General features: G+C 62.8%; 13 protein-coding genes. 6 read left to right on the forward strand and 7 right to left on the reverse strand.

Annotated elements, in window-relative coordinates; translation table 11 throughout:
• The first annotated feature begins 268 nt into the window (after nucleotides 1-268).
• On the forward strand, nucleotides 269-1,390 hold the full coding sequence (locus tag J2X24_RS17320) for a glycosyltransferase family 4 protein (RefSeq protein ID WP_310004369.1): 1,122 nt from the start codon (nucleotides 269-271) through the stop codon (nucleotides 1,388-1,390).
• A gap of 192 nt (nucleotides 1,391-1,582) precedes the next feature.
• Here the strand turns inward: J2X24_RS17320 and arfB are convergent, their stop codons facing one another.
• Nucleotides 1,583-2,014, reverse strand: coding sequence for an alternative ribosome rescue aminoacyl-tRNA hydrolase ArfB (gene arfB, locus J2X24_RS17325; protein ID WP_209724407.1), 432 nt, complete (start codon nucleotides 2,012-2,014; stop codon nucleotides 1,583-1,585).
• Between the two features lie 209 nt (nucleotides 2,015-2,223).
• Nucleotides 2,224-2,694 carry a Dps family protein gene (locus J2X24_RS17330; protein WP_209724409.1) on the reverse strand — a complete coding sequence of 157 codons (471 nt, stop codon included), beginning with the start codon at nucleotides 2,692-2,694 and terminating at the stop codon, nucleotides 2,224-2,226.
• Between the two features lie 262 nt (nucleotides 2,695-2,956).
• Here J2X24_RS17330 and nadA point away from each other — a divergent pair, with 262 nt between their 5' ends.
• From nadA to J2X24_RS17355, 5 genes are all read left to right on the forward strand, one after another.
• Nucleotides 2,957-4,045 carry a quinolinate synthase NadA gene (gene nadA, locus J2X24_RS17335; protein WP_209724411.1) on the forward strand — a complete coding sequence of 363 codons (1,089 nt, stop codon included), beginning with the start codon at nucleotides 2,957-2,959 and terminating at the stop codon, nucleotides 4,043-4,045.
• 164 nt (nucleotides 4,046-4,209) lie between these two features.
• Nucleotides 4,210-5,781, forward strand: coding sequence for an L-aspartate oxidase (locus J2X24_RS17340; RefSeq protein WP_209724413.1), 1,572 nt, complete (start codon nucleotides 4,210-4,212; stop codon nucleotides 5,779-5,781).
• A complete protein-coding gene (nadC, locus tag J2X24_RS17345) occupies nucleotides 5,751-6,599 on the forward strand; it encodes a carboxylating nicotinate-nucleotide diphosphorylase (protein WP_209724415.1) in 849 nt (282 codons plus the stop codon). Before J2X24_RS17340 ends, nadC begins: the two co-directional genes overlap by 31 nt.
• A 70-nt stretch (nucleotides 6,600-6,669) precedes the next feature.
• Complete coding sequence (locus J2X24_RS17350) at nucleotides 6,670-6,900, forward strand: AbrB/MazE/SpoVT family DNA-binding domain-containing protein (RefSeq protein WP_209724416.1); 231 nt, start codon at nucleotides 6,670-6,672, stop codon at nucleotides 6,898-6,900.
• Nucleotides 6,890-7,300: a PIN domain-containing protein gene (locus J2X24_RS17355; RefSeq protein ID WP_209724418.1), complete on the forward strand. Its 411-nt coding sequence runs from the start codon at nucleotides 6,890-6,892 to the stop codon at nucleotides 7,298-7,300. The genes J2X24_RS17350 and J2X24_RS17355 overlap by 11 nt, the downstream gene beginning before the upstream one ends.
• Here the strand turns inward: J2X24_RS17355 and J2X24_RS17360 are convergent.
• The 5 genes from J2X24_RS17360 to pgsA all read right to left on the reverse strand — a co-directional run bounded on the left by J2X24_RS17360 (nucleotide 7,272) and on the right by pgsA (nucleotide 12,110).
• Nucleotides 7,272-8,399, reverse strand: a complete 1,128-nt coding sequence (locus J2X24_RS17360) for an acyltransferase family protein (protein ID WP_310004363.1) — start codon at nucleotides 8,397-8,399, stop codon at nucleotides 7,272-7,274. The genes J2X24_RS17355 and J2X24_RS17360 overlap by 29 nt on opposite strands.
• Nucleotides 8,400-8,480: 81 nt before the next feature.
• A complete protein-coding gene (locus J2X24_RS17365) occupies nucleotides 8,481-9,467 on the reverse strand; it encodes an HlyD family secretion protein (protein WP_209724420.1) in 987 nt (328 codons plus the stop codon).
• 22 nt (nucleotides 9,468-9,489) lie between these two features.
• Nucleotides 9,490-10,197: an ABC transporter ATP-binding protein gene (locus J2X24_RS17370; RefSeq protein ID WP_209724422.1), complete on the reverse strand. Its 708-nt coding sequence runs from the start codon at nucleotides 10,195-10,197 to the stop codon at nucleotides 9,490-9,492.
• A complete protein-coding gene (locus tag J2X24_RS17375) occupies nucleotides 10,194-11,330 on the reverse strand; it encodes an ABC transporter permease (RefSeq protein ID WP_209724424.1) in 1,137 nt (378 codons plus the stop codon). Before J2X24_RS17375 ends, J2X24_RS17370 begins: the two co-directional genes overlap by 4 nt.
• A 159-nt stretch (nucleotides 11,331-11,489) precedes the next feature.
• Nucleotides 11,490-12,110: a CDP-diacylglycerol--glycerol-3-phosphate 3-phosphatidyltransferase gene (gene pgsA / locus J2X24_RS17380; protein WP_209724426.1), complete on the reverse strand. Its 621-nt coding sequence runs from the start codon at nucleotides 12,108-12,110 to the stop codon at nucleotides 11,490-11,492.
• Between the last annotated feature and the right edge of the window lie 337 nt (nucleotides 12,111-12,447).

A 12,447-nucleotide genomic window follows, 5' to 3' on the forward strand; every position in this document is an offset into this window, starting at 1 on the left:
AGACGGCGATGCTCTTCGCCCTCCCCATTCATGGGGAGGGGGGACCATCTGCGGAGCAGATGGTGGGCGGGGCTATCGGCGGCGCGACAGATGCTTTTTGCGACGGTGAGGCTCTAATATCTTTCGCGCCTGATCTCGCATTTAGTAAGAGGCCCCGCCCACCATTGGCTCCGCCAATGGTCCCTGCGCTTGCGAACGCTATACTTTCGCTGCGCTTACCCCACAGGTGGGGAGGGCGAAAGTCGACCAGAACGTTTGCGCGCGTCCCGTGACCAACCTTATCCCTCAAATCTGGCTGATCGCTCCGGGCCTGCTCCTGGCAGGCCTCGGCGGCGCCATTGCCGCCGCCATTCTGCTCGGCATCCTCGTCACCGGCGGAGGCCCGGTCGACCGGCCGCGCCAGCGCGGCATGCACGACAACCCAACGCCGACCAGCGGCGGACTGGCGGTCATGGCCGCGACAGCGCTTGTGGCTGGGCTCATCCTGTGGGTGTGTCGCGGTCAAATTCCCGGCAGCGGCAAGGACGGGCTGGCCTTGTTCGGCTTCGCGATTCTCATGGGCCTGACGGGCGCGGCGGATGACCTGCTGGGATTGCCGGCCAAGCTGCGCCTGGGGGTCCAGATTGCCCTGTGCGGCGCCTTTGGTTACATGTACCGCGTCGATACCCTGACCTTCGGCTTCAGCAGCATCGTCGATCTCTGGTGGCCGATCGGCGTCCTGGGCAGCGCCGCCTGGCTGGTGTTGTGCATCAACGCCATCAACTTCATGGACGGTTCGAACGGCCTGGCGCTGGGGTCGCAAACCATCGCGCTCCTGGTCATCACCCTGCTGGCGGTTCTCATGGCGCCATCGAGCGCCACCGGCGCCTTTGTGGGTATACCTGCCCTGATATGCATCTGCGCCGCCGGCGCGCATCTGGGCTTCCTGCCCTTTAACCTGCCGCCCGGCAATCCCGGCAAGGCCAGGGCGTTCCAGGGCGATGCCGGCGCCTTTTTCGCCGGCGCGCTGATTGGCGGCGCCTGCCTGCAACTCAGGGCCTATAACGTCGGATCGGTCTGGTTCGGCGGCTTCCTGCTGGCGCCGCTTCTGGTCGATGTCGTCCTCACCCTCGCCCTACGCGCCCGGATGCGCAGGAACCTTCTGCAGGCGCACAAGGAACATCTCTATCAGCTGTGGCTGCAACGGCGCGACCCCAGCCACCTCAACCTGGCGCTGCGCGTCTGGGGCCTGTGCCTGGCGTCATCGCTGGCCGGCCTGATCGCGCGCTTCTTCGGGGTTCAGACGGGCGTTGACGTCCGCTTCCCCGCCCTCCTGCTTGTCATTGCCGTCTATGGGTTCGGCTGGTTCGCCATTCGCCGCAGGCTCTTCGACCGCCCCGTCTTTGGCTAGATCGGTATGATTTTAAGTGGAAACGTCATACCGACCTAAGTTTTTGTTTTGTCGCGATATTTAAGGCGAAAACCCCAAAGACGCTTCTTGGCACTTTTCGCCATATCGCTCTAAGTTTTTGTTTTGTCGCGATATTTAAGGCGAAAACCGCTTACACTTTTCGCCATATCGCTCTAAGATTCCGGAGCGCGCTTAGCCTTCGTCGTCCTCCGCGACCTTGCCCCGATTGGCCTTGACGGTCGACCGTATGGCCTTGCCCAGTAAACGCCGGCGGACCGAGCCTTGGGTGGGCTTCGTCTTGACGCGTGGCGGAGGTGGCGGTTCGGCGGCCTTGCGCACCAGTTCGACAAAGCGTTCCAACGCCGCCTTACGGTTCATGTCCTGGGTGCGGTGGGTCTGGACGAACAGCACCAGTTCGCCCTCCTGCGTCACGCGCCGGCCGCCGAGTTTGGTCAGCCGCTGCTTGACGTCATAGGGAATGGTCCAGTTGTTGGCGATCGAAAAGCGCAGCTCGACGGCGGTCGCCACCTTGTTGACGTTCTGACCGCCCGCTCCCGACGACCGCACGAAGCTCTCGTGCAGCTCTTCGTCGGGAACGGAAATCTTGGGCGTAATGAAAACCATCCGGCCTTTTCCCGGAAAAGCGCGCCTGGATCAAGGCTTGCGGTGCGCGGGCGAGCATGAAAAAGGCGCCCGCACGGATGCGGACGCCTGCTTCAAGGCTATAGCATAATGCGTTTAGGTCGAACCATCATCATGCTCTAGGTTTTTGTTTTACCGCGATATTTAGCCAAAAGCCGCTGCGCACTTTCGGCATATCGCTCTAGCTGAAATCAGGCGTTCAGGGTCGCCTTCAGCATCCAGCGATGCTTTTCATGCGCCGTGATCCGCTGGGTCACGAGGTCGGCGGTCGACAGGTCGCCGGCTTCTTCGGCGGCGTCGGCGGTCGCCTTCAGCGTGGCGATCGTCGTTTCATGGCCGGCGATCAGGTCCTTCAGCATGCCTTCGGAGCTCTGCGTTGGGTCGCCATCCTTGATCGAGGTCAGATTCCCAAGTGAGTTGTGGCCCATGGGGGCGAACTGGTCGAGCGCGCGGATGCGCTCGGCGATCTCGTCGATGGCCGTCCAGATTTCGGTGTACTGCTCTTCCAGCAGCAGGTGCAGGCCGCGGAAATTCGGACCGCGCACGTTCCAGTGATAGCCATGCGTCTTCTGATAGATGGTGAAGCTGTCGGCCAGGACCTTGGACAGTTCGTGGGCGACGGTCTTGTCGGTATCGACGGCCTTTTTGGCTGAGTCAGGCATAATTCAGGGCTCCTCTCACGAGCGATACGCCAAAAGTGTGCGGCGGTTTTTGGCAAAGTATCGCGGCAAACTCTGGCTTGAACACATCTGATATGCCGCACCTGCGTAAGGATTCAATAGACAGCGCAAGGAAATTTCGTGGATCAAACTGTCATAATTCGTGAAGCTTCGGTACATATTCCCTATTGCATCCTGCCGCACCGGGACTATCTTATGGCCACCTTATGCTGAAATTGAGCATAAGTGTTTACAGGAGACTGGCATGGCCGATACCGCCCGCCCCTTTGAATTCACACCTCAGGTCGAGCTTGAGACAGCGCCCATCTGGGAAAAGCTGAAATCAAAGGTGTCGCCGCTGGAATGGCAGCTTCAGGCGCCCCTGATCGCCGAGATTAATCGCCTGAAGAAAGAAATGAACGCGGTCATCCTGGCGCACAACTACATGACGCCGGAAATCTTCCACGGCGTCGGCGACTATGTTGGCGACAGCCTGGGCCTGGCACGCGAAGCCGCCAAGTCGGACGCGCAGATCATCGTCCAGGGCGGCGTGCATTTCATGGCCGAGACCTCCAAGATCCTGGCGCCGGAAAAGACCGTGCTGATCCCCGACCTGCGCGCCGGCTGTTCGCTGGCGACCAGCCTGACGGGCGAGCAGGTCCGCCTGATCAAACAGCGCTATCCGGGCGTGCCGGTCGTCACCTATGTCAACACCACGGCCGACGTGAAGGCCGAAACCGACATCTGTTGCACCTCGGCCAATGCCGTCCAGGTCGTCGAATGGGCCGCGAAGGCATGGGACACCGACCGCGTCATCCTGATTCCCGACCAGTTCCTGGCCAAGAATGTCGCGCGCCAGACCGATATCAAGATCATCGCCTGGGCCGGAGCCTGCGAAGTGCACGAGCGCTTCAATGCCGAAGACATCGCCGATGTCCGCGCCGCCCACCCCGGCGCCATCGTCCTGGCGCACCCGGAATGCCCGCCCGACGTCATCGCGGCATCGGATTTTACCGGCTCAACGACCGCCATGGCCGACTACGTCACCTCTTCCAAGGCGAAGCAGGTCGTGCTGATCACCGAGTGTTCGATGGCCGACAACGTCACCGCCGACGCGCCGGGCGTCGAGTTCCTTAGGCCGTGCAACCTGTGTCCGCACATGAAGCGCATTACGCTGCAGGGCATCTATGACAGCTTGCGCCTGCATCAGTACGAGGTGACGGTCGATCCGGCCATCATTCCGCGCGCCGCCTTGGCCGTGCAGCGCATGATCGATATGCCGCCGCTCGAAAAGCCCGCCCGCTACGACATGGTCAAGGCAAGGCATCATGTCGATGTAGAGATGATCAGTTAGGTCCAAAAACGCGACGCCCTTCCCTTCTCCCTGCTTGCGGGGAGAAGGTGGCCGCAGGCCGGATGAGGGGCTTACCGAGGGCCGGAGCGTGTATCTACTTCGGATGCCCCTCACCCCAACCCTCTCCCCGCATGCGGAGAGAGGGAGCTCTGAAGGAGGCCATCATGGCCAACGACATCCACATTCACAAAGGCCCGCTGGTAATCGGTGCGGGACTGGCCGGCCTGTCGGTCGCGCTGAATGCCGCGCCCCAGCACGTGCTGGTCCTGGCGCCCGTCGCGCTCGGTAAGGCGTGCTCGTCGGCCTGGGCCCAGGGCGGGATCGCCGCGGCCCTCTCCCCCGAAGACTCCCCCGAAGCGCACGAAGCCGACACGGTCGCGGCCGGCGCCGGTATCGTCGACCCCTTGGCGGCTAAAACACTGACCGAGATGGGGCCCGCCGTCGTCCACAGGCTCAACGACATGGGCGCGCCCTTCGACCACAAGCCCGACGGCAGCTTCGTCCTCAACCGCGAAGCCGCCCACGGCCTGGCGCGCGTCGCCCGCGTCGGCGGCGACCTCGCCGGCAAGGCGATCCTGGAAACCGTCGTCAATGCCGCCCTCACCTCTCCGCACATCGACATCTGGGAAAATGCCTTCGCGCTGGGACTGATCAAGTCGGACGCCGACACGGTCATCGGCGCCCTGGTCGAACACCAGGGCCGCCGCATCGAGGTCTATGCCCCGGCCGTGGTGCTAGCCAGCGGCGGTCTGGGCGGTCTGTTCGCCGTCACTACCAATCCCGCAGCCTTACGCGGCGATGGCATGGCCATGGCCGCGCTTGCCGGCGCCATCATCGCCGATCCGGAATTCGTTCAGTTCCACCCGACCGGCCTCGATTTCGGCAAGGACCCCGCGCCTCTGGCGACCGAAGCCCTGCGCGGCGAAGGCGCCATCCTGGTCGACGCCAAGGGCATCCGCTTCGCGCTCGAAGACCACGAAGACGGCGAACTGGCGCCGCGCGACGTCGTCGCCCGGGCAGTACACAAGGCGCGCTCTTCCGGTCGTGGCGCCTTCCTCGACGCCACAAAGGCTATCGGCGCGCACTTCCCGGAAGAGTTCCCAACCGTCTTTGCCTCGTGCATGGACTCAGGCGTCGATCCGCGTACGGAGCCCATGCCGGTGGCGCCCGCCGCCCACTACCATATGGGCGGGGTGAAGACCGATATTTACGGCCGCACCTCGCTCAGGCATCTCTATGCCGCCGGCGAATGCGCCTCGACAGGCGTGCACGGCGCCAACCGGCTGGCGTCGAACAGCCTGCTGGAAGCTGCTGCCTTCGGTGAGCGCGTCGGCCAGGCGGTGCGTGGCATCGACATCGAGATGTTCGTACCGGACGTCACCGCCGCCCTGCGCCCCGAAACACCGCCGCAGCTCGATGCCGTCGACCTCAAGCGCCTGCGCGAGGCCATGAGCCTGCATGCCGGCGTCGTGCGGAACGAAACCGGCCTGAAAACCCTGCAAAGGCTTATCGGTGAGCTCGAAGCCCGCTACCAGGGCGCGCTCGCGCTGGTAAATGCACGCCTGATCGCCGATTGCGCCTTGCATCGTCACGAGAGTCGAGGTTCTCATTACCGTAGCGATTATCCGCAAACGGCGGCCGAAGGCGAACGGACATTCGTGCGCTGGGCCGACCTCGACAAGACGACGAGAGGGGATGCGACAGCATGTATATCACCGGCCTGCCTGACCTACTGATCGAACCCATCATCCGCGACGCTCTGCGTGAAGACCTTGGCTTAGCCGGCGACGTGACGGCTTCGGCGGTCATCCAGCCCAAGGCGCGCTTCAAAGCCGAGTTCCGCGCACGCGAAGCCGGCATCAGCGCCGGGATCGACTGCGCCCGCCTGGCGCTCGCCATTATGGACCATCAGGTCCGCTTCGAGACGCTTTTGCCTGACGGCAGCGCGGTCAAGCCGGGGGATGTCCTCGCCAAGGTCGAAGGCAATGCCCGCGCCATTCTGGCGGCCGAACGTGTCGCGCTGAATCTGCTCTGCCATCTGTCGGGCATCGCCACCCTGACCTCGAAATACGTCGCCACAGTCGACGGGCTCAACACCAAGATCGCCTGTACGCGCAAGACCTTGCCGAACTTACGCGCCCTTCAAAAGCACGCCGTCAAGTGCGGCGGCGGCAACAACCACCGCTATGGCCTGGACGACGCCATCCTGATCAAGGACAACCACATCGCCATCTGCGGCGGCGTCGGCACGGCGATGGAACGCGCCAAGGCCGGCGTCGGCCACACCATGAAGATCGAGATCGAGGTCGATTCGATCGCGCAGTTGAAAGAGGCCCTGCCTTACAAGCCGGACGTCCTGCTGCTCGACAATTTCAGCCTCGACATGTTCGCCGAGGCCGTGAAGCTGGCGGCCGGCAAGACGATCCTGGAAGCTTCGGGTGGCGTCAATCTCGAGACTGTGCGCGCCATCGCCGAGACCGGCGTGGACGTCATCTCGGTCGGCGCCCTGACCCACTCGGCACCGAACTTCGATATAGGTCTGGACGCGGTCTAGCCGTCGGTCATTGTCTATCCAACCCCGCATGATATACATATCAAAATGTATATCATGCTGGAGTGTTGTTATGCAGGTCGCAAAATGGGGCAATTCACTCGCCGTCCGCCTTCCTTCCAGCGTTGTTGAAGCGCTGGACCTAAAGGCCGGCGACGACGTCGATATCCATGTCTACGATGCCCGTGAATTTGCGCTTTCCCGCAAGCCATCGCGCGATGCCCTGATCGCACGCCTGCGGCAATACCGTGGCCGCCTCCCAGCCGATTTCAAGTTTGACCGCGAGGACGCCAATGACCGGTGAGCGCGCCTTCGTTGACACCAATATTCTGATCTATGCCTTGTCTGGCGACGCCGCGAAGGCCGAACGCGTTGAAAGCCTGTTCGCCACTGGCGGCACAATCAGCGTCCAGGTGCTGAATGAAATGGCCAATGTCATGCGCCGCAAGCTCGCCATGAGATGGGAAGAAGTGCTGGATGTCCTGGTCACAATCCGTAATTTGTTCAACACGATTCCGAACACGCTCGCCATCCATGACAAGGGACTGGAGTTGGCCCGCGTGCACAGCCTGTCGGTTTATGACGCCATGATCGTTGCCGCCGCACTGGACGCCGACTGTACGATCCTGTGGTCGGAGAATATGCAGCACCGCTTCAGAGTGGGTTCGCTGGAAATCAGGAACCCGTTCCTGAGCCCCGGATAAAGTTCAGCCTGGACATGTGCCGGCTGAGCGGCCGGTCAACCAGACTTTCGAACAGGAAGGCGACCGTCAGGGCGGTGGCGATACCTGCCATCCACAGAAGCCACTGCGCGATGACCGGCATGTGCAGCAGGCCTATCAGCCGGGGGCTCAGGCCGAACCACAACGCGCCGACCAGCGAATGGGTCAGGAACAGCGAAAAGGACACGCGCCCCAGTTGGTGCGACACCGAGGTTTCCGCAAAGGCGACGGAACCGGACAGGGCGATCAGGGTCGCCAGCGCCGCCAGCCCTACCGCATCGGTCACGAAACTGCGCGGCACTTGCTGGATCAGCACGACCGAAAGGATGCAGAGTGTCAGGCCGGTCCAGAAGGCCGGCGGCGCGATCCGCCAGCCGCGTGTCGCGCGCTCGATCAGGTTGCCGGCCAGGAACAGCGGGATGGCGCGCAACAGCCCCCAGGCATAGGGCAGGTCCGCCAGCGCCCGGTGCGCCAGGACCGCGGCGGCCAGATGCGCGCCGATCACGACGCCGACGGCGACGGCGATCAGGACGGGGCGGCCGAGTTTGTGAAGGACCGGCGCATACAGGCTGTAGAGGGCGTAACAGACCAGCAGGGCCGACAGAGTCCAGGTCGGCACATTCCACACCGGACCGTCAAACATCCCCCAGCCGTGCACCAGGAACGCCTGGGCCACGAAGGCAGTCAGGCTGTAGTGGTCGGCATGGCCCGCTGGGAAGCCGGCCATGGAACAGCCTACGACAAAGACACCGAACCCCAGCAGCACGACCATGTGCGACGGCCATAACCGGAAGAAACGCCGCGCGAAAAACTGGGCCGGGCGGACGCCGCCGGTGGCCAGGCGATCACCATAGGCGCGCGACAGGACATAGCCCGACAGCATGAGGAAGAAGTCGGTCGCCAGCCATCCCCGTCCCAGCACGGGAAGAATGCGCTCCAGTTCGACAGGCGCGTTCATGCCATAGTGATAGATGAGGATGAAGGCAGCCGCCGCGAAGCGCAACACGTCGAGACTGGCGACGCCCAGGCGGGCAGACGACAGGCTGGCGGCAGACATTTGCGACAGGCTTACGGCTTTCACGCACGTCTCATAGCACGGACGAATTAAAAAAAACCCTCGCAGCCGGGCTGCGAGGGTTGTCATATCCTACATTTTTTACAGTTATTTCTTTTCGGGCGGCTTCGGCGCTTCGCGCTTGATGCCCGCCTTTTCGCCCGGCTTCATGAACTTCACCAGCACGCGCTGGCCGATCAGGAAGGGTGTGTTGTCGGCCGAGACCACCACTTCGACGACGCGTTCGTCGCTGGCCTCGTTGCCGCCGTCGGACTTCAGCTTGCGCGCCCCGAAGGTGGCGGCGATGCGGATGACCTTGCCGACATACATCTTCGACGGGTCGGCTTCCGGGATGATCTCGACCTCCTGGCCGACCGTGACCGACGGGATGGCGCTTTCGACGATTTCCGAACGGACGATATGCGGGATGGCCGGTTCCAGGTCGAACATGTTCGACACGTTCAGCGTCGAAGCGCCCATGCCCGGCTGGGCGTAGCGGCGGATGATCTTGCCATCCATCGGCGCGCGGATGGTCGTCAGTTCCTGGTTGTACTCGGCCTGGGCCAATTGCGCACGCGCCGTGGCGACGGCCGCTTCCTGGGTGCCGAGCGTCGCGCGGGCGGTTTCGATCGTATCGCGCGCCTGGTCCAGCTTCTGCTGGGCGACAAAGTTGGACGGCGCCAGCTTGGCCAGGCGATCGTATTCGCGCTGGGCCGAATTGATGGTGACGCGGGTCAGGGCCAACTGGCTCTGCGCCTGGCTGACGCTGGCGCGTGAGCTGTTGACCGCCAGAAGCGTGTCCCGGTCTTCCTGCTTGGCCAGGATCTGGCCCTTGGTGACCACGTCGCCTTCCTGGACGTAGACCTCGGCGACGATACCGGGACGGCGGGCGGCGACCTCGATCACCCCGCCTTCGACGTCGATCTTGCCGGCGGCAATGGCGGCGTAAGGCGACGGCGGCGCCTTGACGGCGGCCTTGGGGTCGCCGGGCTTGCCGCCGGGCGCGCCCGGTTTCTGGCAGGCGGTGAGCGAAGCGCCGGCCAGGGCAAGGGCCAGGATGCTGGCGGCGGTAGCGGAGAGGATTTTGCGGGACATCGGGATTTTCTCTTGCATGTTCTTATTCAGCCGGCGGGTTGACCATCGTGTCCGACAGTATGTGGCCGTCTTCCATGTGAATGACGCGATCGGCGTAGGCTTCCAGGCGCGGATCGTGGGTCACGACGACGACGGCGGCGCCGCGTTCCTTGGCCGCCTGGTGCAGCAGTTTGATACAGACCTGGCCGCTGACCGAATCGAGCGCCGAGGTCGGCTCATCGGCGAACAGCAGTTGCGGTTCCTTTGCCAGCGCGCGCGCGATGGCGACGCGCTGCTTCTCGCCGCCCGACAGCTCGGCCGGATATTGCTTGAGGCGATGGCCGAGGCCGACCGATTCAAGCACTTCCTTGGCACGCCTGTGCGACTCGGCCTTGGGGACCTTGCAGTATTTCAGGACCTGCTCGACCTGCTCGGTGGCGTTCAGCGCCGGGAACAGGTTGAAGCCCTGGAAGATGAAGCCGCAGTGGTCGAGGCGGAACTTGTCGATCTTGCCGCGCTTCTTCTTCCACAGCGATTCCCCGAGCGCCATGACCTCGCCCTCGTCGGGCTTCATCAGGCCGGACAGCGCGGCGATCAGGGTCGACTTGCCGGAGCCGGACGGCCCCATGACCATGGTGACCTGGCCGTGCCAGGCGTTGAAATCGACGCCCTTGAGGACCTGCTGCTTGAGCTTGCCGATCTTGTAGCCCTTGGACAGGCCCTTGGCATCCAGTGCGAGTTTGGCTGTCATCTGAGGAGGTCCGCGGGCTGGCTTTTCTTAAGGACGCCGAGCGAGAACAGGCCCGACAGGATGGCGATGATCATGAGACCGATGGCGACAGGAATGTCGATGAACAGAGGGAAGTCCATCGGCACGCCGCCCATCTTGGCAAGGGCGCCAACACCCGCGACCAGGACGGCCGTCAGGATGAGACCGGCGATACCAACCCAGAAGCTGAGCTCCATGATAATCAGCCGCAGCGAGCCCATCGAAACACCGAGTGCGCGCAGGGAGGCGAACTCCTTGATATTGGCCATGATCGCGCCTTGCAGGGTCTGCCAGGTGATGACGATGCCGATAAACACGCCGACCAGGGCCATGAAGCCGATCATGATGGCGATACCGCCCTCCTTCATGATGCCGCGCTGCGAGCTGGCTGACAATTCCTCGCGGGTCCAGGCCTTGAACTGACCGCCGCCGATGGCCGTCAGTTCCGCGGAGACCTCTTTCACGCGGCTCGGGTCCTTCAGCTTGACCAGAAGCGGCCCGATCCGCGGACCGTCGTCATAGACGTAGATCAGCTTGGCGGTTTGGAAGGACGTAAAGACCTGCGTGTTGAACATGTTGGGATAGCCATCGACGACGCCGGCAACGGTCACCGTGCGGCCATTCATCTTGGCTTTGTCGCCAACCTGGACGCCCAGCTTGCCCAGGCTCGAGCGGTCGATGACAACCGCATAAGGCTCCTGAAGCGCCTGGATGATTTCATCCGAGAAATCGCTTGGGAGCGTCGTTGCTCCCTTGACCGGATCAACGACAACGACGCGAACGCCATCCCCCTTGGGCGGCTGACCGTCCTTGGGGAAGTTCGACCAGAAAGCCCAGTTCATGATCATGGGCTGGACTTCGGCGACTTCGGGATGCTGGTACACCAGCGGGATCATGCGGCGCGGCTGGCCGCTATCGCCGAAAATACCGTCGGCCTGCGGCGGCAGGACGATGATCTGGGCCGGCGACTTGTCGACCGTGGCCGTGAAGGACTTCGCCATGCCCATGAACATACCGGTCATGGCCAGGACAAGAAGTCCCGCCACGGCGAGGGCGATAACGGCAGCGAAATACCGCCGCCATTCATAGAGCAGGGTGGATAGGGCTAGGGACATAATACCACTTAGAGAGGCGCTTAAGGTATGGCCGGTAACATCTGCGACTTTATCGCAAAGGTCTAATTAAATCGGCGTAACCAAGTATGGACTTTTTACGTGGTGCTAAAAAACCATGGCCAAACTGTTCGAAACCGAACAATTAGAGTGGGTTACGCGTCAAAGCGATTTACGCGCCGCGAAGAAGTAGGCCAGGCCCGACCACAACGAGACGATGGCCGCGATCAGCAGGGCCAGGTTCGACACGACGAAGGCGTCGTCGTAGAAGTCGGGCGGCAGGTCGAAGGCCGACCAGCTTTCGGTCACCAGAAGCGCGCCTAATGCGACCAATTGCAACGTTGTCTTGATCTTGCCCATGAAGCTGACCGGCACCTGCACGCCCTTGGCGGCGGCGGTTTCGCGCAAGGCGCTGACGGCGAATTCGCGGAACAGGATCAGCGCGGCCGGAAGGGCGAAAACCGGGTCGCCGGTCTTGATACAGAACAGGCCCAGGATGGTGCCGCAGACCAGGATCTTGTCGGCGATCGGGTCGAGAATCGCGCCCCACCGGCTTTCGGCGTGCAGCTTGCGCGCCAGCCAGCCGTCGAGCAGATCGGTGATGGCCGCAAGCATGTAGGTGTAGACGCCCCAGCGTTGCAGGGCATAGAGGGTTTCCGGCGTGACGTTGAGGAACGGAATGCCGCCGACCGCGCCGGCCAGCAGGATGAACATCACGGCGCCGCCGATCAGACGGATGACGGTCAGGGCGTTGGGGATAGGGTTGACGTTCTCACCGGTCATTGGGCAGCGCTTTCGGGATTGGCTTTGCGCCATTGTAGCCGGGGGAGTGCGGTCAACGGAAGCGTTTTATATTCAATGGCGTAAGAAAGGTATTGGAACCACGGACAGGCACTGAAGGCCTCGCGGAGCTCGGCGACACGGAAAAGGCACGGAATCCGAGCTTGAACGGCTGCGGTCGTGCAGGCGGAAATTATCTTAAGGGAATCCACAGATGCACACAGATGGATGCGCTAACGCGCATCAGGCACAGATGGTCCGCGCAGATCGAAAGCCCGAGTTCCAATTATTGAAGCTCCCGACGGCGCAAAGCGCCGTCATTTACTCAGGGCCGCTTGTG

The sequence above is a fragment of the Asticcacaulis solisilvae genome (assembly GCF_017875235.1).
GTDB lineage: Bacteria > Pseudomonadota > Alphaproteobacteria > Caulobacterales > Caulobacteraceae > Asticcacaulis > Asticcacaulis solisilvae_A.

What these genes read in the sequence shown, in the direction of transcription:
- arfB (WP_209724407.1), bottom strand. Translation starts at nt 2,014, where the DNA reads ATGGTTTTCATTACGCCCAAGATTTCCGTTCCCGACGAAGAGCTGCAC.
- J2X24_RS17330 (WP_209724409.1), bottom strand. Translation starts at nt 2,694, where the DNA reads ATGCCTGACTCAGCCAAAAAGGCCGTCGATACCGACAAGACCGTCGCC.
- nadA (WP_209724411.1), top strand. Translation starts at nt 2,957, where the DNA reads ATGGCCGATACCGCCCGCCCCTTTGAATTCACACCTCAGGTCGAGCTT.
- J2X24_RS17340 (WP_209724413.1), top strand. Translation starts at nt 4,210, where the DNA reads ATGGCCAACGACATCCACATTCACAAAGGCCCGCTGGTAATCGGTGCG.
- nadC (WP_209724415.1), top strand. Translation starts at nt 5,751, where the DNA reads ATGTATATCACCGGCCTGCCTGACCTACTGATCGAACCCATCATCCGC.
- J2X24_RS17350 (WP_209724416.1), top strand. Translation starts at nt 6,670, where the DNA reads ATGCAGGTCGCAAAATGGGGCAATTCACTCGCCGTCCGCCTTCCTTCC.
- J2X24_RS17355 (WP_209724418.1), top strand. Translation starts at nt 6,890, where the DNA reads ATGACCGGTGAGCGCGCCTTCGTTGACACCAATATTCTGATCTATGCC.
- J2X24_RS17365 (WP_209724420.1), bottom strand. Translation starts at nt 9,467, where the DNA reads ATGTCCCGCAAAATCCTCTCCGCTACCGCCGCCAGCATCCTGGCCCTT.
- J2X24_RS17370 (WP_209724422.1), bottom strand. Translation starts at nt 10,197, where the DNA reads ATGACAGCCAAACTCGCACTGGATGCCAAGGGCCTGTCCAAGGGCTAC.
- J2X24_RS17375 (WP_209724424.1), bottom strand. Translation starts at nt 11,330, where the DNA reads ATGTCCCTAGCCCTATCCACCCTGCTCTATGAATGGCGGCGGTATTTC.
- pgsA (WP_209724426.1), bottom strand. Translation starts at nt 12,110, where the DNA reads ATGACCGGTGAGAACGTCAACCCTATCCCCAACGCCCTGACCGTCATC.